We start from the raw sequence: 23,978 nt of genomic DNA on the forward strand, positions 1-23,978 counted from the left end.
GCCGGCGACAAGCCCGCCACGGTCGACATCCCCGCCGAGCAGGCGGCCAAGGTCGTCGTCACCGAGAAGTCGGGCGACAAGCCGCTCCTCGAGGGCAAGTGGCAGAAGCCCGCGGAGTGCACGCCGGTCGAGGGAAAGACCGAGATCGGCTACGACGTCACCTGTGACTCGCTGGTCTTCGGCATCGACAACAGCGAGGGCACGAGAAAGGCGCGTCGGCTCCGGCCGGCGCGCCTTTCTCGTGTGCCTTTACAGGGGCGGCGGCTGGAAGGAGCCGTCCGGCTCGGGGCGGTAATCGTGCACCGCGACCACCGCGCCGAGCGGCAGCGGGGCGTACAGATGGGGGAACGGGCTGCCGTCCGCCGCGGGTGGATCACCCTGTTCCCAGGTGATCGCGACCGGCAGCCGGGATTCGTCGATCACCAGCAGGAGAAGGTCGTCGCGGCCGCGGAACAGGGCGGTGGCGGGCACGTGTACCTGATGTTCGGTGGAGCAGTGGATGAAGCCCTGGGTGGCCAGGGTGTCGCCCTCATAGACGCCTCGCGCCCCCGCCGCCTCCCACGCTGCGCGCGGAACGATGTGCAGAATCATCGGTGGTCAGCCCTTCTCCAGGTATTCGGCTCGCTCCTCGTCGACCAGTGCGGCCACCGAGGCGGCCAGCGCGGGGTATTTCGTCAGGTCGGGATCGTCGCCGACCAGCTCGGCGGCCTCGGCGCGGGACTCGGTGATCAGCTTGGCGTCGGTGATCAGCGACAGCAGGCGCAGGTGGGAGTGCTTGCCGGACTGGGAGGCGCCGAGCACATCGCCCTCACGGCGCTGCTCGAGGTCGATCTCGCTGAGCTTGAAACCGTCGGTGGTGGACGCGACGGCGGCCAGCCGTTCGCGCGCCGCGGTGCCCTCGACCGACTCGGTGACCAGCAGGCAGATGCCCGCCGCGGCGCCCCGGCCGACCCGGCCGCGCAGCTGGTGGAGCTGGGAGACGCCGAAGCGGTCGGCGTCCATGATGACCATGACAGTGGAGTTGGGCACGTCGACGCCGACCTCGATGACGGTGGTGGCCACCAGCACGTCGAGGTCACCGGCGGCGAACCGGCGCATCACGGCGTCCTTCTCGTCGGCTGGCAGCTTGCCGTGCAGGATGCCGATGCGCAGGCCGTGCAGCGGGCCCTCCTCGAGGATCGGCGCGACCTCGAGAACGGCCAGCGGCGGGCGGCGGGCCGGCTCGTTGTCGCCCGGTGGCTCCTCCTCGTCGCCCTCGGCCGTGCCGATCCGCGGGCAGACCACGTACGCCTGGTGGCCGGCCTGGACCTCCTCGCGCACGCGGCGCCAGGCCCGGTCGAGGAAGGCCGGCTTCTCGGGCGGCACGACGTGGGACGCGATGGGTGAGCGGCCGCGCGGGAGCTGGGAGAGCACCGACGTCTCCAGATCGCCGTAGACGGTCATGGCGACCGTGCGCGGGATCGGCGTGGCCGTCATGACCAGCACGTGCGGCGGGGTGGCGGCCTTGGCCCGCAGGGCGTCGCGCTGCTCGACGCCGAACCGGTGCTGCTCGTCGACAACCACCAGACCCAGGTCGTGGAAGTCGACTCCCTCGTAGAGCAGAGCGTGTGTGCCGATGACGATGCCCGCGGTGCCGTCGGCGACCTTGGCCAGGGCGGCCCGGCGGGCGGCGGCGCCGAGCGAACCGGTGACCAGGGTGAGCTGGGTGCCGGCCGGGTCGCCGTCGATCTCGCCGGCCCGGCCCAGGGCGCCCAGCTGGGCGCTGATGCTGCGGTAGTGCTGGGTGGCGAGCACCTCGGTCGGGGCGAGCAGGGCGGCCTGACCGCCGGAGTCGACGACCTGGAGCATCGCGCGCACCGAGACGAGCGTCTTGCCCGAGCCGACCTCGCCCTGCAACAGCCGGTGCATGGGGTGCGGCCGAGCCAGGTCGGCGGCGATCTCCTCGCCCACCGTCGCCTGGCCCTCGGTCAACTCGTACGGAAGGCTCGCGTCGAACTTGGCCAGGATGCCGCCGTCGACGCGCGGGCGGGCGCGTCCCGGCGCGGCGGCGGCCCGGGCCCGGCGCTGGACGAGCGTGAGCTGGACGGCGAAGGCCTCGTCCCACTTGAGGCGGTACTTCGCCGAGAACAGGGCCTCTTTGGAGCTCGGACGGTGGATCTCGCGCAGGGCGGTGCCGATGCCGACCAGGTTGCGCTTGGCCCGCACGGTGGCCGGCAGCGGGTCGGCGGGCGGCTCGAACGTCTCCAGGAGCGTGCGCACACACCGGGCGATGACCCAGGTGGGCACGGCCTGCGACGCCGGGTAGACCGGGATCAGGGCGCCGGCGAACTCCTCGATCTCCTCGGCCGCCTCGTCCTGCGTGGCATCGACGCTGAGCAGCTGATAGGCCGGGCTGACGAGCTGACGTTTGCCGCGGAAGTCGCTGACCTTGCCGGCGAACAGGCCCCAGCGGCCGCGCTTGAGCTCGCGCTCGCGCCACGCCTGACCGAAGAACATGCAGGTGAGCGTGGCGCCGGAGTCGTCGCCGATGGTCACCTCGAGGATGTTGCCGCGGCGCTGGCGCATCGGCTTGACCGCCACCGACTGGACCTGGGCCAGCACGGTGACCTGCTCGCCGATCTGCAGGCCGTGGATGGCCGTCTCCTCCCCGCGCTCGTCGTAGCGGCGCGGGAAGTGGTAGATCAGGTCGCCCGCGGTGTGCAGGTCGAGGTGGGTGGCGAGCGCCTTGGCCTCGTTCTTCTTGAGCACCTCGTCAAGGGGAGTGCCGGTCGTCGCCCGGGTGGCCTTGGTCTGGGTCTCGCTCATTCCACTCCAACCAGCAGGTGGTAACGGGGCTGCCCGCCCGCGTAGCAGTGCAGGTCGACGAACGGCCAGACGCGGGCGACGTGCCCGCGCAGGACGCCGTCGAGGGCGTCCGGGGCGTCGGCCCCGAGGATGAGGGTGGCCAGCTCACCGCCGCCGCCGAGCATGCGGTCGAGCAGACGGGTGCTGACCTCGGTCAGGTCGTCGCCGATGACGTGCACCTCGCCGTCGACGAGCCCGAGGAGGTCCCCGGCGCGACAGGGCCCGGCGACCGTGAGGGCGTCGCGCCGGGCGGTGCAGACCTCGCCGTACCGGCAGGCGCCGGCCGCCTCGGCCATGGCGATGACGTCGTCGGCGAAGGGACGCCGGGGATTCCGTACGGCGAGAGCGGCCAGCGCCTGCACCGGGGACCGGGTGGGCACGACGCTGACCCGGAGGCCCGCCGTCCCGGCCGGCGGTCCGGATCGGCGCTCGGCCGGGTCGTCGGATCGGCGCTCGGCGTGATGCTGGAACTGGCGCTCGGCTTCGCGGGCGGCCGAGAGGGCGACGGCCTGGGTGTTGGCGTCGTTGGGCAGGAGCACGACGGACCCGGCGCCGGACGCGCGGATGGCCTCGAGCATCTCGCCGGTGGAGGGGTTGTGGCCGACCACGATGGCGCCCTCGGCCTCGAACAGGGCCGTGAGCCCGTCCCCGGCGGCCACGACGATGGCCGCGCGCTCTTGGGCGGCTGTCTCCTCCTGGCCGGTCGGCGACGGCCCCTCGATGGCCCTGCCCCCGGCCGCCCCGGCCCGACCGGACTCGTGCTCATGCTGATGGTCGTCGAGCGGGGTGACGGTGACGGCATGCGGCCGCCCGGCCCGGACGCCGGCCTCGATCGCAGGCCCGATGGCGGCCGCGGGGACGTGCAGATGGACGTTCCAGACCGCCACGCCGGGGTCGCCGCTGCCGACGACCACCAGCGAGTCGCCCAGGACGGACAGTTCGGCGCGAAGCCGTTCGACCCGCGGCGCCTCGGCGTCGAGCAGATATTGAACCTCATAGCCCCAGTGGCCCGCGCCGGGCGACACCTTGCCGGCCGGACCACCGTCAAGCTGTCGGCTGCGGTCGCCACCGGCCGAAGTGCCCCGTGGGGGGTCATCGTCCCTCGCCTGCGGGCGCACGTCGGAGTTGCCGGCTGAGGAAAAGACGCGGCCGGTCGGCGGGGACAGGGCCTCGACCAGGGCCTCCAGGAGGACGACCAGGCCGCGGCCGCCGGCGTCAACGACGCCGGCCCGGGCCAGGGCGGGAAGTTGCTGCGGGGTGCGGGCCAGCGCCTCGGCGGCGGCTCCGGCGGCGGCCCGGGCCACGGCGACCAGGTCGTCGGACTTGAGACGGGCCGCGGCGTCGGCGGCGGCCGCGGCGACGGTGAGGACCGTGCCCTCGACGGGACGCGCGACGGCGGCGTAGGCGGCCTCGGAGGCCGAGCGCAGCGCCGTGGCCAGCTCGGCGCCCCGGACCGCGGCCGAGGCGGCGACGCTGTCGGCCATGCCGCGCAAGATCTGGGAGACGATCACACCGGAGTTGCCCCGCGCGCCGAGGAGGGCTCCCCTGGCCATGCGCCGCAGGGCACTCGCCGGGGCGGTCGCCTCGGGCGCCGCCGGGCTCGCGACCCCGGGATCGGGATCGGGCTCGGGCAGGTCGAGAGCCTCCTGCGCCGACGTGAGGGTGAGCACCAGGTTGGTGCCGGTGTCGCCGTCGGGGACGGGATAGACGTTCAGATCGTCGATCTCGCGCTGATGTGCCCGCAGCGCCCTCAGGCCGCCGCCGCACCAGCGGCGGACGGCTGCGGCGTCCAGCGTCTCGAGCACGGGAAAATCGTACTGACCACGACCGACAACTTCTCGGCAGCGAACCCCCGTCGGTGCGGATGGCACAGTGCTTCCGAGGGTGATCGGCGGGGCCTCCGGGGGCGATTGGCTGTTCGGGGCCGGCATCGGGTAACCTTGCCGGGTTGCCTGCGCGGCGGTGTTCGCTGGGCGCCTTCAGTTTCGTTTCGACCCAGGAGTTATCCCGTGGCTAGCGTGTGCGACGTCTGTGGCAAGGGACCGGGCTTCGGCCACAACGTGTCCCACTCGCACCGGCGGACCAACCGCCGCTGGAATCCCAACATCCAGTCGGTGCGCACCCCCGCCGGTGGTGGTACGACCAAGAAGCTCAAGGTTTGCACCTCGTGCATCAAGGCCGGCAAGGTCGTCCGCGCCTGATCGTCTTTTCAACTAGCCCCTCAGTCGCTGACTGAGGGGCTAGTTGTCTTTCCACGGCCGATCAGAGGGCCTTGCCGTACGAGAGCACGCCCTCCTCCCCCTTGTAGTAACCGAAGTCCTCGATCCGCACGTAGCCGGCCGACTCGTAGAGGGCGACAGCCTCGGGCTGCCGGTCACCGGTCTCCAGGATCACCCGGCGGCAACCGGCGGCGCGGGCCGATTCCTCGACGGTCGCCAGCATGCGACGGCCCAGGCCCCGGCCGCGCGCCGACCGGGCGGTGTACATCCGCTTCAGCTCGGCGTCGTCGTGGTGGCGGCGCCAAGCGGCGCACGCCACCAGCCGCTCGCCGTCGTCGGCGACGAAGAAGGCGCCGTTCGGTGGGGCGAAGTCGTCGTCGGCGATGGGTGTGTCGTCGCCGGAGCCGCCGTAGCGTTCGGAGAGCTCGGCGACCACGTCGGCCAGCAACGCCCGGACGGCCGGCTCGGTGTAATCCGCCTGCCTGAACTTGATTTCTTGCACAACAGGCAAGAGTAATCAGCGGAAGTGGTCCCAGCCCAACGGGCCGCTCCACGGTTTGCGGTCGACCGTCACGCCGGTGCCCTCGTGGACCACGCCGATCTCCTGCCAGCCCTCCGGAAGCCCGGTGCCGGGCGGGAACGTCGCGACCAGCGCGTGATCGTCGCCACCGCCCAGGATCCACTGGAACGGGTCGACCCCCAGGGCGGTCGCGGCGTCGCGCATCTGGTCGGAGACCTCGAACGCGTCGGTGCGGACGTCCACCCCGACCACGCTGGCCCGGGCGATGTGACCGAGATCCTGCAGCAGCCCGTCGGAGACGTCGATCATCGCTGTCGCGCCCGCGCGCGAGGCGGCCGGACCGGCCTCGTACGGGACCGCGGGCCGGCGGTAGGCCTCGACCAGGGCCTTGGGCGTCCGGAAACCGCGCGAGAGCACCGTGTAGCCGGCCGCCGCGTGGCCGATCCGGCCGGCCAGGGCGATCACGTCCCCGGGCTCGGCGCCGCTGCGCAGCACCGGTTTCCGGCCGCCCAGGTCACCCAGGGCGGTCACCGCGATGGTCAGCGTCGGGCTCGACGACATGTCGCCGCCCACGACGCTCGCGCCGACCAGCCCGGCCTCGGCCGCGAGACCGTCGGCCAGGTCCTCGGCCCAGCTCACGTCGAGGTCGGTGGGTGCGCACAGGCCGACCAGCAGGGCCGTCGGCGTCGCCCCCATGGCTGCTATGTCGGCCAGGTTGGCACCGGCCGCACGGTGGCCCACGTCAGCCCCGGAGGACCAGTCGCGGCGGAAATGACGACCCTCGACCAGGACGTCGGTGGAGGCCACGATCCGTCCGTCGGGCGCGGCGACGATCGCGCTGTCGTCACCCGGACCCAGCAATGTCGTCGGACCGTTCTCGAGCCGGGCGATCACCCGGGCGATGAGCCCGAACTCCCCGGCCTCGGCGATGCTCACGTGTGTGGCCTTTCGTTCCTGATGCGTCCCGCTGTCGGACGGATTCTTACGGTAGTTTCACGTTCGGGTTACGGCGGAGGCGGAATGGAGTCGGAGCGTGGTACAGGCATACATCCTGATCCAGACCGAGGTGGGAAAGGCCCATGACGTGGCCGCCGCGATCGGCAAAATTCCCGGTGTGGTGCGCGTCGACGCTGTCACCGGCCCCTATGACGTGGTCGTTCTGGCCGAGGCGCACACCGTCGACGAGCTCGGCGGGCTCATTGTGAGCAAAGTCCAGTACGTACCCGGCATCATGCGGACGCTCACCTGCTCCGTGGTAAACCTCTGACCATGGTCGACGTGGAGACTCCCCCGGCGGACGAGAAGAAACCGGATCCGGCGACGCGCACCGCGGCCCTGTGGGCCACGCTGATCGCCGTTCCGGTGGCCCTTCTCGTGGGTTTCGTGGCCTGGCAGGTCGTTCCGCGGGCCGGGGAACCCGAGGCGGCCCCGTCGGCCTCGGCGCCGGCTGCGGTTCCTTCCACTCCGGTACGGGTGGCCGCGCCCAAGCTCGACGCGCGCACCACCCAGGTGTGCCTGGCGGTGACCTCGCAGCTGCCGACCGAGCTGCGCGGGTTGACCGGCCGCAAGGTGACCGCCGGCCCCGAGCAGAACGCGGCCTGGGGTGAGCCGCCGATCACCCTCGCCTGCGGGGTGACCCAGCCCACGATGTGCGAGCGGATCGACGGCGGTCACGACGGCTGCGTGCCGCTCGACTCCACGATGCTCGCGATGGACGGCGTCTGCTGGTGGGCCGACGACGGCCCGGCCACCGACGTGTTCACCACGATGGACCGTGAGGTCGCCGTGCAGGTGAGCGTGCCGGGCAGCTACGAGCAGACCGGGCAGTGGGCCAACGAGTTCTCCGAGCCGGTGGTCAAGACCGTGAAGTCCACGACCGCCGGTGTCCCGTCGGGCTGCAAGGGCTAGCTAGTGCAGGCCTGAGCCGCGGCGCAGGGCCGTGCGGATGAGGCGGTCGACCACCTTGGGGTACTCGAGACCCGTGGCCGCCCACATGAGCGGGAACATCGACGTGGGCGTCATGCCCGGCATCGTGTTGATCTCGTTGAGGTAGACCTGGTTGTCGGCGGTGACGAAGAAGTCGACGCGGGCCAGCCCGGCGCAGTCGAGCGCGGTGAAGGTGCGGCGGGCGTACTCCTGCACCTGGCGGGTCACCTCGTCGGGCAGGCCGGCCGGGATGTCGTAGCGGCCGCCGTCCAGGTATTTGGCCTCGAAGTCGTACCAGTCGGCCGCGTCCACGTGGATCTCGGCGAGCAGCGACGCCTCGGGGGTGCCCCCGGCCTCACCCTCGAGCACACCGCACTCGATCTCGCGCCCGACGATCGCGGCCTCGACGAGCACCTTGGGGTCGATCCGGCGCGCGGTGGCCACCGCGGTGTCGAGGTCGGCCCAGTCGGTCACCTTGGTGATGCCGTGCGACGAGCCGGCCCGCGCGGGCTTCACGAAGACGGGCAGGCCCAGGCGGTCCTTGTCGGCCTCGCTCAGCGAGACGCCCGCGCGCAGCACCGCGTACGGCCCCACGGGGATGCCCTCGGCGAGCGCGAGCTTCTTGGTGAATTCCTTGTCCATGGCCGCGGCCGAGGCGAAGACGTTGGCGCCCACGTAGGGCAGGCCGGCCATCTCGAGCATGCCCTGGATCGTGCCGTCCTCGCCGTAGGCGCCGTGCAGCACCGGGAAGACCACGTCGACCCCGGCGAGCGACGAGACGCCGTCGACGGGCTCGCGGACGATCAGCTCGGTGGCCGTCGGGTCGGCCGCGAGCACGATGGCGCTGCCGCTCTCCGCAGTGATCTCGGGCAGCGTGCGGCCGGCGATGGCGAAGGTGGACGGGTCGGCGGCGGCCAGCACCCAGCGGCCCTCGCGAGTGATGCCGACCGGGAGCACCTCGTACTGGTCCGGGTCGAGCGCGCGCAGGATGCTGCCGGCGCTCACACACGAGATCGCGTGCTCGCTGCTGCGACCGCCGAAGACGATCGCGACGCGGGTTTTCCGAGGGGTCGTCACTTTCTTTGGGCCTCTCGCTAGCGGGCGTGCCGGGGGGAACCCTACTCTGCGTTAGCCACTCGCGGGATCACCCGGCCTCGGGGCCGGGACAGGGGAACGGGCAGTTCATGAGAGCAGCACTCCACGTGATCGCCGGGCCGGGGCCCGGGCAACTCGCGACCATCGCGCACCCGCGCGCGGACGCCTGGCCGGCCGACCATTTCGGCGCGTTCGCCCGCGCCGGGGTGAACGTCATCGTCTCGGCGCTGACCGCGTCCGAGCAGCATCGGCTCGGCTTCGGCGACACCGCCACGGTCGCCGCGTCGTACGGTGTCGAGTTCGTCTCGTTCCCGGTGCCGGCCGGCGGAGTCCCGCGCGACGAGGCCGTCCAGGTCGTCGCGCTGGCCGGCAAGCTGGCCACCGAGGTGCGGTCGGGCCGGTTCGTCGTGACCCAGTGCTTCGGCGGAATCGGGCGTTCGACCCTGCTGGCCTGCACCACGCTGGTGCTGCTGGGCATCGCCCCGGGCGAGGCGCTGAGCCGGGTCACCGGCGGGTCCGAGATGCCGGTGACCCAGGACTGGCTCTACGACTTCGCGGCGACCCACCCGTCCCGCCTGGCCGGCTCGGCCTGATTCGTTCCGCCTGGCCGGCTCGGCCTGACCCGTTCCGCCTCAGGCGGCGAAGGTCTGGGGCAGCGCGCCCTCGTCCCAGAGCCGGTCGAGGTGGTCCAGGAAGCCGACCAGGCTGCGCTCCAGCTCCCGGCGCTCGCCGGCGGGGAGCGCGGCCAGCGGGTCGCTGAAGACCAGCCCCTCGGGGTGCTTGGCCCGGGTGCCGACGAACTTGCGGCACGACGAACACCAGACGTAGCTCACCAGCGTGGGCCGGCGGGCGTTCTCCGGCGCGTTGACGTACGCCCGGAGGGTCTGGGCGCCGCAAGCGGGGCAATCCCGCTCGCCGGGCGAGGCGAAGAAGCTCTCGCCCCGCGTCATGGCCGCCACCTGGTCACCGGAGAAGCTGTCCCAACTCACCCGGGCACCGTATCCCGGGAACGGTCAGGCCTGGTCGAGCGCCGCGGTCAGGTCGGCCAGCAGGTCGACAGTGTCCTCGATGCCGCAGGACAGCCGGACGAAGCCGGGCGGGGTGTCGTCGCCCCACTGGGCCCGCCGGTCGGCGGTGGTGTGGACGCCTCCGAACGAGGTGGCCGCGAAGATGAGCGCGGCCGCGGTGAGGAAGCGGGCCACCCGCTGCGCGTCGCCCAGGTCGAAGGAGACCACTCCGGGGATGCGGCGCATCTGCCGGGAGGCGATCTCGTACGAGGCGTCCGAGTGCAGGCCGGGCCAGCGCACGCCGGTCACGTCCGGGCGTCCGCTCAGCAGGGCCGCGACGGCGGCCGCGTTCTGGCTCTGCCGGGCCAGCCGCAGGTCGAGCGTGGCGATCGAGCGGTGGGCCAGCCACGCGTCGAAGGCGCCGGGGATCGCGCCGGTGTGCTTGCGCCAGGTCTCGACCTTGTCGAACAGGTCGAGGTCGTTGGTCGAGACGTAGCCCAGGAGCACGTCGGAGTGTCCGGTCAGCGCCTTGGTGCCGGAGGCGACGACCAGGTCGGCCCCCAGCGCCAGCGGGTTCTGTCCCAGCGGCGTGGCCGTCGTGTTGTCGACGGCGACCAGCGCGCCGGCCGCGTGCGCGGCCGCGGACACCTGGGTGATGTCGCACACGTCGAGGCCGGGGTTGGCCGGGGTCTCGAGCATCACCAGGCGTACGCCGGCGAAGTCCGGATAGGGCCCGGCGGTGGGCGCCGTCACGATCGTCACGCCGAGGTCGCGAAGGGTGCTCTCAGCGAAGCTGCGGACCGTGTAGTAGCCGTCGGAGGGCAGGACCACGGTGTTGCCGCTGCGCAGCACGGAGAGCAGCACAGCAGTGATCGCGGCCTGGCCGCTCGCGAACGTCAGGGTCCGGCCGCCCTCGAGCTCGCCGATCGCGGATTCGAGCAGGCGGCGGGTCGGGTTGTCGGGGCGCCCGTACCCGTTGTCGCCGACCTGGCCCTGGGCCGGGTCGAGGTGGTACGGCGCCGCGAAGACCGGCCCGGGCAGGAACGGATCGCCCACCTCGGCCTCGGGCAGACCGGCGTGCACGACCCGCGTGCCGTCCGAATAGCTGGTGCTCATTCTGGTTTCATCTCCCGGCCCATCAGCAGTTTGACGGCCACCCGGGGGTCCACGCCCTCGTGGCACACCCGCTCGACCTGTTCGGTGATCGGCATCTCGACCGCGTGCGCGCGGGCCAGATCGCGGATCGCCAGACAGCTCTTGACCCCCTCGGCGGTCTGCCGGGCGGCGGCCTGCGCTTGCTCCAGAGTCTTACCGAGCCCCAGTTGCTCGCCGAACGTGCGGTTGCGCGACAGTGGCGACGAACACGTGGCCACGAGGTCGCCCAGCCCGGCCAGGCCGGCGAAGGTGAGCGGGTCGGCGCCCAGGGCCACGCCCAGACGGGCCGTCTCGGCCAGGCCCCGGGTGATCAGCGACGCCTTCGTGTTGTCGCCCAGCTTCATCGCGGCGGCCATCCCGTAGGCCAGGGCGATCACGTTCTTGACCGCGCCACCCAGCTCACAGCCGATCACGTCCTCGCTCGTGTACGGACGCAGGTACGGCAGGGCGATCGCGTGCTGCACGGCCCGGCACCGGGCGGCGTCCGTGCCGGCCACCACCGTCGCGGCCGGTTGCTCGGCGGCGATCTCGGGGGCCAGGTTGGGGCCCGAGACGACCACGACGCGGGTGGCGTCGACGCGGGCCGTCTCGACGATCACCTGGCTCATCCGCTTGGTGGTGCCGAGTTCGATGCCTTTCATCAGCGAGACGATCGTGGAGTCGGGCTCGAAGGCGCCGGCCCACTCGGCCAGGTTGCCGCGCAACGTCTGCGACGGCACCGCGATCGCCACCAGCTCGGCCCCGGCCACCGCCTCGGCGACGTCGCCGGTGGCGGTGATGCGCCCGGGCAGCTTGAGCCCGGGCAGCGCGCCCTCGTTGAGGTGGTGGTCGCGGATCGAGGCGACGACCGACTCCCGCCGGGCCCACATGGTCACGTCGGCGCCGGCCTCGGCCAGCATCTTGGCGAACGCCGTGCCCCAGGCGCCCGCCCCGATCACCGCGGCCCGGCTCATCCGAAGTCCTCGGTGCGCGCGATCGGGCGGCGCGGACGGTCGTGCAGGACGGCCGGCGGCGTCTGGCCGCGCAGCTCGCCGACGAGCACGCTGACGTCCCGCATGATCGCGTCGGTCATCTGCTCGAGCACGGCGCGGGTGGGAGTGGCGCCGGCCCAGGGGCTGAGGTCGACCGGCCGGCCTGTGGTCACGGACACCGCCGTACGCCGGAATCGCAGTTTGCTCGTCCGCGGATCGAAGATCTTCTCGGCTCCCCAGTTGGCCATCGGGATGACCGGCGCGCCGGTGACCAGAGCCAGCCGGGCCGCGCCGGTCTTGCCGCGCATCGGCCACAGGTCGGGATCCCGGGTGGTCGTGCCCTCGGGGTAGATCACCACGACACCGCCCTGCTGGAGCGCGTCGACCAGCACGTCGAGGGACTTCACGGCCTCGACACTGCCGCGTTCGACCGGGATCTGCTGCACCTTGCGGAGAAAGCCGCCGAGCAGCGGCACCTTCCACAGGCTGGCCTTGCCCAGGAAGCGCGGCCAGCGGCCGGCGCTGAAGATGTAGTAGCCGACGACGACCGGATCGAAATGCGACACGTGGTTCGGCGCGACGATCACGCCGCCGGACGGTGGGACGTTCTCCAGATTGAGCCAGGTCCGTTTGGTCCAGACCTTCAGCGTCGGAATCACCAGCAACGCCGCGAAACGTCGCCAGAAACCGAGCCTTCGGTGTGCCACGGCTCCCCCTGCCCCTGCTCGGGCGGCGGGTTCCCGCCGCCGGCGTAGTCGTGCCTGCGACGAAATCATGCCTGCTGGAAGCCCGCGGTACCAGGCAGGGGTCCTTACCGCCGGTGCGGCGCCGAGCAGCGGGCGAGGGCCGGCGGGCCCGCCCAGTAGGCTCGGCGCAATGAGGCGGGACTGGACGGCGGTGATGCCGGTCAAGCGGCTGGGCGTCGCCAAGAGCCGGCTGCGGGGTGCGGTGCCGGCCGCCCGGCACGGCGATCTGGCGCTGGCCATGGTGCGCGACACGGCGACCGCGGTGCTGGCCGCCTCGACGGTGGCCGAGCTGCTGGTCGTGACCGACGAGCCGCTGGCCGCGGCGGTGGTCGCCGCCCTGGGCGCGCGGGTGGTGCCCGACCGGCCGTCGGCCGGGCTGAACGAGGCCATGCGTTACGGCGCCGACGACGTGGCCGGTCTGGGCGTCCACCGTGCCGTGCTGGCCGGCGACCTGCCCGCCCTGCGCCCGGAGCAGCTCGACGCGGCGCTGACCGCGGCCCGGCCGGGCCGGGCGTTCGTGGCCGACGCGGCCGGCACCGGCACCGTGCTGCTGGCGGTGGCGCCCGGCGAGCCGCTCGACCCGCACTTCGGCATCGGCTCGGCGGCGGCGCACGAGGCCTCCGGGGCACGCTCGCTGGAGGGCGCCTGGCCGGGTCTGCGCCAGGACGTCGACACCCCCGACGACCTCCTCACCGTCCTGGGGCTGGGGGCCGGCGGGCACACCTGCGCGCTTCTTCGTGATCTCGGACTCAAGGTGGCCTGCGTCTCGGCCGCGTGACCGGTAGCGTCAAGGCATGCAGGGCACCATCGCGACCTTCGAATCCGGCTCCCGCAGCGGCACGCTGCTGCTCGACGACGGCACTGAGCTGGCCTTCGACGCCGCCGCCTTCGACGCCTCCGGGCTGCGGAAACTGCGCCTGGGCCAGCGGGTCACGGTCGAGCCCGGCGAGGACGGCCGGGTCCGCCAGGTGAGAATCCCGGGGGTCGGTTGAATCGCCCGACTCGCGTTCGTTTCACGTTTCGGCGAAACCGGCGATGATGGTGCGATGACGACCTCGCCCCGGACCCCCGAGACCCGACGGCGTGGCCCGAACGGCCGCTTCCTCCCCCGCACGAACCAGACCGATCCGGCGCCCGTGGGCGAGACCGTGGCCGCCGTGACGGACGATCCGACACCGACGGAGCCAGTGGTGACCACCAGCATCGAGACACCCGATCTGATCGAGCAGCCCGAGCGGCCCGAGCTGCCCGAGGACCGCTTCCTCAACCGGGAGCTCTCCTGGCTCGACTTCAACGCCCGCGTGCTGACGCTGGCCGAGGACCCGGGCACCCCGCTGCTCGAGCGGGCCAAGTTCCTGGCCATCTTCGCCAGCAACCTGGACGAGTTCTACATGGTGCGGGTGGCCGGTCTGAAGCGGCGGCTCAAGGCGGGGCTCCCGATGCGGGGCGGCGACCGGTCGTCGCTGCGCAATCAGCTCGAGACGATCTCGCAGCGCACGGCCGATCTGGTCACCCGGCACGCGGCCTGCTTCGCCGACGAGGTGCGCCCCAAGCTGTCGGCCGAGGGCATCGAGGTGGTCACCTGGGCCGAGCTCGACGCGCCCGAGCGGGAGCGTCTGCGGACGTACTTCCGCGAGCAGGTCTTCCCCGTGCTGACGCCGCTCGCGGTCGACCCCGCGCACCCGTTCCCGTACATCTCGAACCGGTCTTTGAATCTCGCGGTCGTGCTGCGGGACCCCGACGGCGGCGGGAACGAGTTGTTCGCGCGCATAAAGGTCCCCAACAACGTGCCGCGGTTCGTGACGGTGCAGAACGACAGCCGGGGGGTGCGGTTCCTGCCCGTCGAGGAGGTCATCGCCGTCCACCTCGACCAGCTCTTCCCGGGCATGGAACTGCAGGAGTGGCACCTGTTCCGGGTCACCCGCAACGCCGAGCTCGAGGTCGACGAGGACCGCGACGAAGACCTGCTGCAGGCGCTCGAACGGGAGCTGGCCCAGCGTCGCTTCGGCCCGCCGGTGCGTCTCGAGGTGGCCGCCTCGATCAGCGACCACGTGCTCGATCTGCTCGTGCGCGAGCTCGACGTGGTCAGCTCGGACGTGCAGCGGGTGCCCGGCCTCCTCGATCTCTCGGCGCTGTGGCAGGTGTTCGGCGAGTGCGACCGGGACGATCTCAAGGACCGCCCCTTCGTCCCGGCGACCCACCCGCAGCTGGCCGACGGCGAGGTGCCGAGGAGCGTCTTCAACCGGCTGCGCGAGAGCGACATCCTGGTGCACCACCCGTACCACTCGTTCTCGACGAGCGTCCAGCGCTTCATCGAGCAGGCCGCGGCCGATCCCCACGTGCTGGCCATCAAGCAGACCCTGTACCGCACCTCGGGTGACTCGCCGATAGTGGACGCGCTGGTCGACGCGGCCGCCGCCGGCAAGCAGGTCGTGGTGCTGGTCGAGGTGAAGGCCCGCTTCGACGAGGTGGCCAACATCGCCTGGGCCCGCACGCTGGAACGGGCCGGCTGCCACGTCGTCTACGGCCTGGTCGGGCTCAAGACCCACTGCAAGACCGCGCTGGTCGTCCGTCAGGAGGGCAACCAGATCCGGCGCTACTGCCACATCGGCACCGGCAACTACCACCCCAAGACCGCGCGGCTCTACGAGGACTTCGGCATGCTGACCGCCGATCCCGAGGTCGGCGCCGACGTCACCGACCTGTTCAACGTCCTGACCGGCTACAGCCGCCAGCGGTCGTACCGCCGGCTGCTCGTGGCCCCGCACGGCGTGCGCACCGGCCTGATCGAGCGGATCGAGGAGCAGGCCCGGGTGGCCCGCGAGGGCGGCGCGGCCCTGGTGCAGATCAAGGTGAACTCGCTCGTCGACGAGGAGACCATCGACGCGCTCTACCGCGCTTCCCAGGACGGCGTACGGGTGGACCTCATCATCCGGGGCATGTGCGCGCTGCGGCCCGGCGTGCCCGGGCTGTCGGACAACATCCGGGTCCGGTCGATCGTCGGCCGTTTCCTCGAGCACTCGCGGGTGTTCCGGTTCGGCGCCGGCGACGATGCGGAGTACTGGATCGGCTCGGCCGACATGATGCACCGCAACCTCGACCGCCGCGTCGAGGCGCTGGTGCGGGTCACCCTGCCGACCGCGCGCGAGGAGCTGCGGTACGTGCTGGATCTGTCGATGAGCGACGGCACCGAGGGCTTCGACCTGGCCGGTGACGGCACGTGGCACCGCAATCCGGCCAGCTTCTCCGATCCGCACATCCATCTGCAGGAGGCGCTGTTGCGCCGGGTCAGCGGCAAGCCGGTCAAGTGAGCCGAGGAGATCGGGTGAGCGACACTGTGCGCGCCGCCGGCGGCGTGCTGATCCGCGACGGCCGGGTGTGCCTGGTGCACCGCCCGCGCTACGACGACTGGGCTCTGCCCAAGGGCAAGCTCGAGGGCGACGAGCACGCGATCCTCGGCGCCGCCCGTGAGGTGCTGGAGGAGACCGGCTGGGCCGGCCGGGTTCGCGCGGCGCTGCCCACGGTGGCCTACACGCTGCCCAACGGTCGCCCGAAGACGGTCGACTACTGGCTCATGGAGGCGGTCGGCGACGGCGGGCCGGTGCGCGACACCGAGGAGGTCGACCGGGTCGAGTGGCTGCCGTTCGACCAGGCCGCCGCCCGGCTGACCTACGACGACGAGCGCGCAGTGCTGCACAAGGCGGCCGGGCTGCCCGCGATCACCTCGGTGGTCGTCCTGGTGCGGCACGCGCACGCCGGCGAGCGCAAGAAGTGGTCGGGCAACGACGCCCTCCGCCCGATCGACGCGCAGGGCCGGGCCGAGGCCGAGCTGTTCGCCGCGCTGTGCGCCCCGATCGGGCCCGAGCGGCTCATCTCGGCGACGCCGTTGCGGTGCAAGCAGACCCTTGAGCCGCTGGCCGCGGCCCGGGGCAACCTGCCCATCGTCATGGACGGCGCCTTCGCCGAGCCGGCCGAGGCGGACGAGGCGCCGGCCAAGGCCAAGCTGGCCGCGCAGCGCCTGCTCGATCTGCGTTCCGGTGGCCTGCCGGCGATCTGCAGCCAGGGCAAGATGATCCCGCACCTGATCGCCGCCCTGCTCGACGAGGCCGACGAGGAGCCCTACAAGACCGCCAAGGGCGACTCGTGGTTGCTCACCTGGGCCGGCGAGCGGTTGCTCGAGCCGGCTCGCCTCTGAGGCCGTCCCGGGGCCGGGCGAGCTGGTCGGCCCGCCAGTAGCCGAGCAGCTCGCCGGTGAGCCAGCGGGCCCGCCACAGCTCGTCCTCGCGCGGCTCCCAGTCGCGCAACGGCAACAGGGACAGCCGCCAGCCGAGCACACAGATCAGATACCAGTTGTAGAGCGGGATCAGACCCAGCCAGGCGTCCCGCGGCCGGTACGAGGTCCACGGCGCCAGCAGACGCACGACGAACGCGGCCCAGGCGCCGGTGAGGAGCCAGTCGAGCAGCGCCGATCCGGTGTACCGCTCGGCCAGCCCACCTATCGTCCAGCCCGGCACCACGGCCGCCGCGAACACCAGCGCGGCGATGAGCGACCGGCCGACCAGCCCCCGCGGCGATGCGTCACGCCCCATGCCCGCAGACGGTAGGCGGGCCCGGTCGTCCGTGACCCGCACACACGAAAGGCGTCCACCTTTCGGGTGGACGCCTTATCGGCGGTGCATGGTGCCCTCCGGACTAGCGGGACTTTCGCGCCGTGCTGGTGGCGCGAGCCCGTGCCGGGGTAGCGGCGGTCGCCGCGGTGGTGGTCTTGCGGGCCGTCGTCTTCTTGGCCGCCGCCGTCGTCTTGGTGGCGGCGGTCTTGGCCGGGGCGGCCTTGGTGGCGGCGGTCTTCTTGGCCGCCGTCGCCTTGGTAGCAGTGCTCTTGGCCGGAGCAGCCTTGGTCGCGGCCGTCTTCTTCGCCGCCGTCGCCTTGGTGGCGGTGGCGGCCTTGGTGGCAGTGCTCTTGGCCGGAGCGGCCTTGGTGGCGGCGGTGCTCTTGGCCGCCGTCGCCTTGGTAGCAGTGCTCTTGGCCGGAGCAGCCTTGGTCGCGGCCATCTTCTTCGCCGCCGTCGCCTTGGTGGCGGTGGCGGCCTTGGTGGCAGTGCTCTTGGCCGGAGCGGCCTTGGTGGCGGCGGTGCTCTTGGCCGCCGTCGCCTTCGTGGCGGTGCTCTTGGCCGGAGCGGCCTTGGTCGCAGTCGCCTTGGTCGCGGTCGCCTTGGTGGCGGTGGCCTTGGTGGCCACGGCCTTCTTCGCCGGGGCAGCGGCCTTGGCGACCTTTCCGCTCGCGACCATCTCGCGGAAGGCCGTGCCGGGCTTGAAGGCCGGCACGGACGTTTTCTTCACTTTCACCGGCTCGCCGGTACGCGGATTACGGGCCGTCCGCGCATTGCGTGCCCGCTTCTCGAAGACGCCGAAGCCGGTGATGGCCACTCGGTCGCCCTTGGTGACTGCGTTCTCCACCTCGCTGATGACAGCTTCAAGAGCGGCCGTAGCCGTCTTGCGGTCACCCAGACGGGCTGCGAGCGCCTCGATGAGCTCGGCCTTGTTCACGGTTTTCCTCCCGAACGTGAGAACTGAGGCTCGTAGGGGTCTTCTCCGTCGCTTCGAGCCTCACTGGCCCAATGCGAGCCATTCTGCGCGCACCGTATGCCCTCTGACCAGCGGACACAAACATTAGTGTAAAAAAATCCCTTGTGTTGCAACGAATTCGCCCCCACCGGGGACCCGGTGGGGGCGAAAAGGCCTGTCTCGGCAGGGAAATGGAACTCAGGCGACGACCGGCTTGAAGGACGGACGACCCTTCTCGTACGACGTGATGGCGCTCTCGTGGCGCAGCGTCAGTCCGATGTCGTCGAGCCCCTCCATGAGGCGCCAACGGCTGAAATCGTCGATCGGGAAAGACCAGGAGGCGTCGTCGGCGACCACTCGGCGACCTTCGAGGTCCACCGTGATCTGCTTGTCCGGCTCGCTTTCGGCCAGGTCCCAGATCGCCTCGACGGCCTTCTGGTCGAGTTGGACGGGCAGGAGCCCCTCCTTGAGCGCATTGCCGCGGAAAATGTCGCCGAAGCGGGCCGCGATGACCACCTTGAAGCCCCAGTCGCGCAGAGCCCAGACGGCGTGCTGACGCGATGATCCGGTGCCGAAATTGGGCCCGGCGACCAGGATCGTGGAACCGGCGTGGGCCGGGTTGTTGAGGACGAATCCGGGGTCGTCGCGCCAGGCGCTGAACAGACCGTCCTCGAATCCGGTGCGGGTCACCCGCTTCAGATACACGGCCGGAATGATCTGGTCGGTGTCCACATCGGATCGGCGCAACGGCATCACTTTGCCGCTGTGGGTGACGAATTTGTCCATCTCTCGTCTCTCCCTGACTAGTTGGCCGACACGGCCAGATCGGCCGGGGCGGCGAGCTTGCCGACCACGGCGGTGGCCGCGGCGACCTGCGGCGAGACCAGATGGGTACGCCCGCCCTTGCCCTGCCGGCCCTCGAAGTTGCGGTTCGAGGTCGAGGCGGCGCGCTCGCCCGGGCTGAGCGTGTCCGGGTTCATGCCCAGGCACATCGAACAGCCGGCGAACCGCCACTCGGCGCCCGCGTCGGTGAAGACCTTGTCGAGCCCCTCGGCCTCGGCCGCCTCGCGCACCTTGTACGACCCCGGCACGATCATCATGCGGACGCCGTCGTGCACCTTGTGACCGCGGATCACGTCGGCCGCGGCGCGCAGGTCCTCGAGGCGACCGTTGGTGCAGGAGCCCACGAACACCACATCGACGGGCACGTCCCGGAACGGGGTGCCGGGCTCGAGGGCCATGTACTCCAGCGCGCGACGGGCGGCGTTGCGGTCGGTCTCCTCGATGAACTCCTCGGGATCGGGCACCACGCTGTCGAGCGGCGCGCCCTGACCCGGGTTGGTGCCCCAGGTGATGAACGGGCTGATCGACGCGGCGTCGAGGATGATCTCGGTGTCGAACTCGGCGTCCTCGTCGGTCGCCAGCGTCTTCCAGTACGCCACGGCAGCGTCCCAGTCCGCCCCCGCGGGCGCGTGCTCGCGGCCCTTCAGATAGGCGAACGTGGTCTCGTCCGGCGCGATCATGCCGGCCTTGGCGCCCCACTCGATGCTCATGTTGCAGATGGTCATCCGGCCCTCCATGGAGAGCTTGCGGATGGCCTCGCCGCGGTACTCCACGATGTGGCCGTTGCCGCCGCCGGTGCCGGTCTGCGTGATCAGCGCGAGGATCAGGTCCTTGGCGCTCACGCCCGGGCCGAGCTCGCCGACCACGGTGACCGCCATCGTCTTGGGCTTGGCCTGCGGCAGTGTCTGGGTCGCCAGCACGTGCTCGACCTCGCTGGTGCCGATGCCGAAGGCGAGCGCGCCGAACGCGCCGTGGGTCGCGGTGTGCGAGTCGCCGCAGACGATCGTCAGGCCCGGCTGGGTCAGTCCCAGCTGCGGGCCGATCACGTGCACGATGCCCTGATTGACGTCGCCCAGCGGGCGGATCTGGACACCGAACTCCGCGCAGTTCTTCCGCAGCGTCTCGATCTGCGTCCGCGAGGTCGTGTCGGCGATCGTGAAGAGCTCGCCGCGCCGGGTGTTGAACGCCGGGTCGGCGTAACCGGTCGGCGTGTTGTGATCCTCGGTCGCGAGCGTGAGATCGGTGCGGCGTACCGGACGGCCGGCCTGGCGTAGACCGTCGAAGGCCTGCGGGCTGGTCACCTCGTGCAGCAGGTGCAGGTCGATGTAGAGCAGATCAGGCTCACCCTCGGCAGCACGCACGACATGGTCGTCCCAGACCTTTTCGGCCAGGGTCCTCGGAGTGACTCCCACCATCTGGACATCCTAAATTCTGGGAGGTATGTTTCGGCTTGTGGGACACAGTATGAGCGGTGTCGGCGTTCTCGACAAGGCGGTCGTCATCTTGGCGGCCTGTGTCGACGGCGCCAGCCTGGCCGAACTCGTCGACCGTACGAAGCTGCCCCGGGCAACCGCACATCGCCTGGCCCAGGCCCTGGAGATCCACCGGATGCTGGTGCGTGACACCCAGGGCCGCTGGCGTCCGGGACCCCGCCTGGGCGAGCTGGCCAACGCGGCGCCGGACGTCCTGCTGACCGCGGCCGAGCCTCTGCTTTCCGCATTGCGGGACGCGACCGGGGAGAGCGCGCAGCTCTACTTGCGCCGGGCCGACGAGCGGATCTGCGTGGCCGCGGCCGAACGCGCCAGCGGTCTGCGCGACACCGTGCCGGTCGGCTCGGTGCTGCCCATGGTGGCCGGTTCGGCCGCCCAGATCCTGCTCGCCTGGGAGCCGCCCGAGGCGGTCATGCCGCTGCTGCCCCGCTGCAAGTTCACCGGCCGCACCCTGGCCGAGGTACGCCGCCGTGGCTGGGCCCAGAGCGTCGCCGAGCGCGAGCCCGGTGTGGCCAGCGTCTCCGCGCCCATCCGCGATCGCACGGGCCGGGTCATCGCCTCCATCTCGATAAGCGGTCCGATCGAGCGTCTGGGCCGCCGGCCGGGTGAGCGCCACGCGATGGCCGTGGTGCGGGCGGGCCAGCGCCTGTCCGGCCTCTGACCGTCCCGGATCGGCCTACCGCGCACAGGAATCGGCCCTCCGCGCAGACCGGCTCGCGGACCGGTGACGTGCCGTCGACCCGTCGATAAGGTCGCGGAGTGAGGCTGATCCGGCGCGACACCGACATCCTCCTCGCCGCCTGCGCCGATCCCCTCCTCGCCGCCTGCGCGGATCTCCTCCTCGCCGCCTGCGCGGATCTCCTCCTGGCCGCCTGCCCGGATTCTCCGACGGCGGCCACGCGCAAGCCGGACTGCACCTTCGGCGCGCCACGTCACCCCTTTCCCTCACGAACGGCTCGGATCCGATCTCCCTTTCTGAAGGAGTACGGCATATGAAGCCCATCGTCCTGGTCCACGGTTTCTGGGTGACCCCGCGCAGCTGGGAGAACTGGAAGGCGTACTACGAAGCCAAGGGCCATCAGGTCATCGCTCCGGCCTACCCCGGTTTCGAGGTCGAGGTCGAGGCGCTCAACGCCGACCCGGCCCCGATCGTGAACGTCACCGTGCCGCAGATCATCGCGCGGTTCGAAGAGGCCATCCGCGCGCTTCCCGAGCCGCCGATCATCATCGGGCACTCGGCCGGCGGCGCGTTCACCCAGATCCTGCTCGATCACGGGTACGGCTCGGCCGGCGTCGCCCTCAACTCGGCGCCCACTGAGGGCGTACGGGTCGTACCCCTCTCGCAACTCAAGTCGACATTCCCGGTGCTGAAGACGCCGGCGAACCGGCACAAGGCCATCCCGCTCACCTTCGAGGAATGGAAATACGCCTTCACCAACACCTTCAGCGACGACGAGGCGAAGGCGCTCTACGAGCGGTACGCGATCCCGGCCAGCGGCGGCATCCTGTGGGGTGGCGTGCTCGCCAACTTCCAGCCCGGCCATCAAGACACGTGGGTCGACTATCACAACGACAACCGGGCGCCGCTGCTGTTCGTCTCGGCCTCGGAAGACCACATCATGCCGCCGGCCATTCAGGAGTCCAACGCCAAGCACTACAAGTCGAACACGATCACCGAACGCCGCGAGTACGAGGGATACGCCCACCTGCTGCCGGCCCAGAAAGGCTGGGAGCAGATCGCCGACGAGGTGCTCGACTGGGCCCTGGCCCACGCGAGATGACCGACCTGACGATCACCCACATCGGCGGGCCGACCACGCTGCTGGAGTTCGGCGGCGTACGGCTGCTGGTCGACCCGACCTTCGACGCCCCCGGCCGCCGCTACGCGTTCGGCTGGGGCACGTCCTCCCGCAAGACGACCGGCCCGGCCGTGCCCGCTTCGTCGCTCGGCCGGCTCGACGGCGTCCTGCTCACCCACGACCAGCACGCCGACAACCTCGACGACGCCGGCCGGGCCCTGCTGCCGTCGGCACCCGTCGTGGTGACCACCGAGGCCGCCGCCCGCCGCCTGAAAGCGACCGGCCTGGCCCCCTGGCAGACCACCACCGTCGGCGACGTGGAGATCACCGCCACGCCGTCGCGCCACGGCCCGGCCTGGAGTGTGCCGATCGTCGGCCCCACCACCGGCTTCGCCCTGCGGGCCCCCGGCGCGAGTTCGGTGGTCTGGATCTCGGGCGACACGGTGCTGTTCCCCGGCGTCCTGGAGGTGGCCGACCGCTTCACCGTGGACACCGCGATCCTGCACCTGGGCAAGGTGCAGTTCGGCCTGACCGGCCCGGCCCGCTTCACCATGACCGGCCGCGACGCCGCAGCCCTGGTCGACCGGGTGAGGCCGCGCACGGTCGTCCCCGTGCACTACGAGGGCTGGTCGCACTTCCACGAGGGCCGCCCCCAGATCGAGGCCGCCTTTCCCCCGAACCGCCTGACGTGGCTGCACCCCGGCGTAGCGACGACACTGTCCTGACAACGCCGTAGCCGTCGATCAAGCCCGAGACGCCAGCCGGCAGTCCCGGCGCAAGACGTCTTGCCGCTCCACCGTGTCGGCGGGACGGCCGGCCACCACGCGGTAGAGCCTCATCGCTTGCCGTGCGCCGCGTGAGCGGTCAAGCCGGCCGCCGCACCGTTTCGTGGCGCCGCTCCCCCAACCGTTGGAGCAGCCGAGGCCGGCCGCATCCCTGACCGCTACCGTTTTCGTTCCGAGGCGAAAACGCTAGTTTGGCCGGTGTGGGCGACATAACCGTGCGACGCGTCAACTACGGCTACTTCATCCGCCCGGCCGAGGAAACCGGCACCGGGCAACAGCGCGCCGAACCCACCCTGGGCTACCTGGTGACCCACCCCTGGGCCGGAAACATCCTGGTGGACACCGGCATGGGCGGAAACCCCGAGGTGGACGCCTGGTACCGCCCCATGCGCATCCCCCTACCGGCCGCCCTCAAGGCAGCCGGCGCAACCCCGGCCGACATCAAAGCCGTGGTGAACTGCCACCTTCACTTCGACCACTGTGGAGGAAACCCCCAACTGGCCGGCCGCCCGGTGTTCGCCCAACGCTCAGAATTGGCCCTGGCCCGCGCCCCGGAAAGCCACACCCTGCCCGACCTGGTAGACCACCCCGACGCCCACATCGAGGAACTCGACGGCGAAGCTGAGATAGCCCCCGGCGTCCACATCATCCCCACCCCCGGCCACACCGCCGGCCACCAGTCCCTGGTCATCCGCCGCTCCGACGGCACGGTCATAGTCGCCGGCCAATCCCACGACAACGCCAACCTCTTCACCACAGACGCCCTCTCCCACCAGACCGGCGCAGCTCCCCACCCCGCCTGGCTCCCCCACCTCCTGTCCCTGGACCCCAAACAGATCTACTTCGCCCACGACAACGCCATCTGGACCCCCGCCTAACCCGACCCCCAGCAACCTCGACCAAGCGAACTGAACCGCCAGACCCCAGCAGCCGAGCAACAGTCCAGCCGAGCACACGACAGCCACGGCAAGGCCAAGCCGGCCGGGCGAGCGGCAAGCCCAGCGGCTAAACAA

Annotated in this window: 27 protein-coding genes; 13 read left to right on the forward strand and 14 right to left on the reverse strand. The window is 71.4% G+C overall.

The annotated features are described in order from the left end of the window. Positions 1 to 249: 249 nt before the first annotated feature. The 3 genes from HJC40_RS15545 to HJC40_RS15555 are packed head-to-tail and all read right to left on the reverse strand — an operon-like array spanning position 250 to position 4,649. The gene (locus HJC40_RS15545; RefSeq protein ID WP_250001792.1) at positions 250 to 591 is read right to left on the reverse strand and encodes a DUF952 domain-containing protein; all 342 of its coding nucleotides are present in this window, start codon (positions 589 to 591) and stop codon (positions 250 to 252) included. A 6-nt stretch (positions 592 to 597) separates the two neighbouring features. Then, positions 598 to 2,805 carry an ATP-dependent DNA helicase RecG gene (gene recG, locus HJC40_RS15550; RefSeq protein ID WP_250001793.1) on the reverse strand — a complete coding sequence of 736 codons (2,208 nt, stop codon included), beginning with the start codon at positions 2,803 to 2,805 and terminating at the stop codon, positions 598 to 600. Next, on the reverse strand, positions 2,802 to 4,649 hold the full coding sequence (locus HJC40_RS15555) for a DAK2 domain-containing protein (protein WP_250001794.1): 1,848 nt from the start codon (positions 4,647 to 4,649) through the stop codon (positions 2,802 to 2,804). Before HJC40_RS15555 ends, recG begins: the two co-directional genes overlap by 4 nt. Before the next feature lie 204 nt (positions 4,650 to 4,853). On the opposite strand from HJC40_RS15555, the gene rpmB reads away from it, so the two are divergent. Next, a complete protein-coding gene (gene rpmB / locus HJC40_RS15560) occupies positions 4,854 to 5,045 on the forward strand; it encodes a 50S ribosomal protein L28 (RefSeq protein WP_026207002.1) in 192 nt (63 codons plus the stop codon). A 61-nt stretch (positions 5,046 to 5,106) separates the two neighbouring features. On the opposite strand, the gene HJC40_RS15565 is transcribed toward rpmB, so the two are convergent. Together HJC40_RS15565 and HJC40_RS15570 are read right to left on the reverse strand one after the other, a co-directional pair. Then, positions 5,107 to 5,565 (reverse strand): GNAT family N-acetyltransferase, encoded by a 459-nt coding sequence (locus tag HJC40_RS15565; protein WP_250001795.1) that lies wholly within the window; start codon positions 5,563 to 5,565, stop codon positions 5,107 to 5,109. Between the two features lie 15 nt (positions 5,566 to 5,580). Beyond that, entirely contained in the window at positions 5,581 to 6,519 is a 939-nt protein-coding gene (locus HJC40_RS15570) for a thiamine-phosphate kinase (protein ID WP_250001796.1), read from the reverse strand. 97 nt (positions 6,520 to 6,616) lie between these two features. On the opposite strand from HJC40_RS15570, the gene HJC40_RS15575 reads away from it, so the two are divergent. After that, positions 6,617 to 6,850, forward strand: a complete 234-nt coding sequence (locus HJC40_RS15575) for an Lrp/AsnC ligand binding domain-containing protein (RefSeq protein WP_250001797.1) — start codon at positions 6,617 to 6,619, stop codon at positions 6,848 to 6,850. Between the two features lie 2 nt (positions 6,851 to 6,852). Next, positions 6,853 to 7,491 (forward strand): DUF3515 family protein, encoded by a 639-nt coding sequence (locus tag HJC40_RS15580; protein ID WP_250001798.1) that lies wholly within the window; start codon positions 6,853 to 6,855, stop codon positions 7,489 to 7,491. Here HJC40_RS15580 and HJC40_RS15585 read toward each other — a convergent pair whose 3' ends face one another. Beyond that, positions 7,492 to 8,586, reverse strand: a complete 1,095-nt coding sequence (locus HJC40_RS15585; protein ID WP_250001799.1) for a D-alanine--D-alanine ligase family protein — start codon at positions 8,584 to 8,586, stop codon at positions 7,492 to 7,494. Positions 8,587 to 8,693: 107 nt separating this feature from the next. Between HJC40_RS15585 and HJC40_RS15590 the strand changes: the two genes are divergently transcribed. After that, entirely contained in the window at positions 8,694 to 9,197 is a 504-nt protein-coding gene (locus HJC40_RS15590) for a hypothetical protein (protein WP_250001800.1), read from the forward strand. 39 nt (positions 9,198 to 9,236) lie between these two features. On the opposite strand, the gene HJC40_RS15595 is transcribed toward HJC40_RS15590, so the two are convergent. Genes HJC40_RS15595 through HJC40_RS15610 form a run of 4 tightly spaced genes read right to left on the reverse strand, consistent with a single transcriptional unit; the run spans position 9,237 to position 12,444 of the window. After that, a complete protein-coding gene (locus HJC40_RS15595; protein WP_250001801.1) occupies positions 9,237 to 9,593 on the reverse strand; it encodes a hypothetical protein in 357 nt (118 codons plus the stop codon). Positions 9,594 to 9,617: 24 nt separating this feature from the next. Beyond that, positions 9,618 to 10,727 carry a cystathionine gamma-lyase gene (locus tag HJC40_RS15600; RefSeq protein WP_250001802.1) on the reverse strand — a complete coding sequence of 370 codons (1,110 nt, stop codon included), beginning with the start codon at positions 10,725 to 10,727 and terminating at the stop codon, positions 9,618 to 9,620. Beyond that, complete coding sequence (locus HJC40_RS15605; protein WP_250001803.1) at positions 10,724 to 11,719, reverse strand: NAD(P)H-dependent glycerol-3-phosphate dehydrogenase; 996 nt, start codon at positions 11,717 to 11,719, stop codon at positions 10,724 to 10,726. The genes HJC40_RS15600 and HJC40_RS15605 overlap by 4 nt, the downstream gene beginning before the upstream one ends. Beyond that, on the reverse strand, positions 11,716 to 12,444 hold the full coding sequence (locus HJC40_RS15610; protein WP_250001804.1) for a lysophospholipid acyltransferase family protein: 729 nt from the start codon (positions 12,442 to 12,444) through the stop codon (positions 11,716 to 11,718). Before HJC40_RS15610 ends, HJC40_RS15605 begins: the two co-directional genes overlap by 4 nt. Before the next feature lie 169 nt (positions 12,445 to 12,613). Here HJC40_RS15610 and cofC point away from each other — a divergent pair, with 169 nt between their 5' ends. The 4 genes from cofC to HJC40_RS46140 are packed head-to-tail and all read left to right on the forward strand — an operon-like array spanning position 12,614 to position 16,678. Continuing rightward, positions 12,614 to 13,261, forward strand: a complete 648-nt coding sequence (gene cofC, locus HJC40_RS15615) for a 2-phospho-L-lactate guanylyltransferase (RefSeq protein WP_250001805.1) — start codon at positions 12,614 to 12,616, stop codon at positions 13,259 to 13,261. A gap of 16 nt (positions 13,262 to 13,277) precedes the next feature. Beyond that, complete coding sequence (locus HJC40_RS15620; RefSeq protein ID WP_250001806.1) at positions 13,278 to 13,475, forward strand: cold-shock protein; 198 nt, start codon at positions 13,278 to 13,280, stop codon at positions 13,473 to 13,475. 54 nt (positions 13,476 to 13,529) lie between these two features. Next, complete coding sequence (locus HJC40_RS15625; RefSeq protein WP_250001807.1) at positions 13,530 to 15,794, forward strand: RNA degradosome polyphosphate kinase; 2,265 nt, start codon at positions 13,530 to 13,532, stop codon at positions 15,792 to 15,794. A gap of 14 nt (positions 15,795 to 15,808) precedes the next feature. Next, the gene (locus tag HJC40_RS46140; protein WP_250001808.1) at positions 15,809 to 16,678 is read left to right on the forward strand and encodes an NUDIX hydrolase; all 870 of its coding nucleotides are present in this window, start codon (positions 15,809 to 15,811) and stop codon (positions 16,676 to 16,678) included. Here HJC40_RS46140 and HJC40_RS15635 read toward each other — a convergent pair. The 4 genes from HJC40_RS15635 to leuC all read right to left on the reverse strand — a co-directional run bounded on the left by HJC40_RS15635 (position 16,635) and on the right by leuC (position 20,306). Further along, positions 16,635 to 17,072 (reverse strand): hypothetical protein, encoded by a 438-nt coding sequence (locus tag HJC40_RS15635; protein WP_250001809.1) that lies wholly within the window; start codon positions 17,070 to 17,072, stop codon positions 16,635 to 16,637. The two genes, HJC40_RS46140 and HJC40_RS15635, sit on opposite strands and share 44 nt — an antisense overlap. Positions 17,073 to 17,175: 103 nt before the next feature. Continuing rightward, on the reverse strand, positions 17,176 to 18,030 hold the full coding sequence (locus tag HJC40_RS15640) for an HU family DNA-binding protein (RefSeq protein WP_250001810.1): 855 nt from the start codon (positions 18,028 to 18,030) through the stop codon (positions 17,176 to 17,178). Positions 18,031 to 18,246: 216 nt separating this feature from the next. Then, a complete protein-coding gene (gene leuD / locus HJC40_RS15645; protein WP_250001811.1) occupies positions 18,247 to 18,834 on the reverse strand; it encodes a 3-isopropylmalate dehydratase small subunit in 588 nt (195 codons plus the stop codon). 17 nt (positions 18,835 to 18,851) lie between these two features. Then, positions 18,852 to 20,306: a 3-isopropylmalate dehydratase large subunit gene (gene leuC, locus HJC40_RS15650; RefSeq protein ID WP_250001812.1), complete on the reverse strand. Its 1,455-nt coding sequence runs from the start codon at positions 20,304 to 20,306 to the stop codon at positions 18,852 to 18,854. A gap of 49 nt (positions 20,307 to 20,355) precedes the next feature. On the opposite strand from leuC, the gene HJC40_RS15655 reads away from it, so the two are divergent. The 5 genes from HJC40_RS15655 (at position 20,356) to HJC40_RS15675 (ending at position 23,843) form a co-directional block, all read left to right on the forward strand. Beyond that, a complete protein-coding gene (locus HJC40_RS15655) occupies positions 20,356 to 21,042 on the forward strand; it encodes an IclR family transcriptional regulator (protein WP_023561932.1) in 687 nt (228 codons plus the stop codon). A 98-nt stretch (positions 21,043 to 21,140) separates the two neighbouring features. After that, positions 21,141 to 21,377, forward strand: a complete 237-nt coding sequence (locus tag HJC40_RS15660; protein ID WP_250001813.1) for a hypothetical protein — start codon at positions 21,141 to 21,143, stop codon at positions 21,375 to 21,377. Beyond that, positions 21,374 to 22,162, forward strand: a complete 789-nt coding sequence (locus HJC40_RS15665; protein WP_250001814.1) for a carboxylesterase — start codon at positions 21,374 to 21,376, stop codon at positions 22,160 to 22,162. Before HJC40_RS15660 ends, HJC40_RS15665 begins: the two co-directional genes overlap by 4 nt. Next, entirely contained in the window at positions 22,159 to 22,905 is a 747-nt protein-coding gene (locus HJC40_RS15670; protein ID WP_250001815.1) for an MBL fold metallo-hydrolase, read from the forward strand. Before HJC40_RS15665 ends, HJC40_RS15670 begins: the two co-directional genes overlap by 4 nt. Positions 22,906 to 23,165: 260 nt before the next feature. Next, the gene (locus HJC40_RS15675; RefSeq protein ID WP_250001816.1) at positions 23,166 to 23,843 is read left to right on the forward strand and encodes an N-acyl homoserine lactonase family protein; all 678 of its coding nucleotides are present in this window, start codon (positions 23,166 to 23,168) and stop codon (positions 23,841 to 23,843) included. Positions 23,844 to 23,978: the final 135 nt, after the last annotated feature.

Origin of the sequence: Actinoplanes sp. M2I2 (genome assembly GCF_023544445.1) — a bacterium.
GTDB lineage: Bacteria > Actinomycetota > Actinomycetes > Mycobacteriales > Micromonosporaceae > Actinoplanes.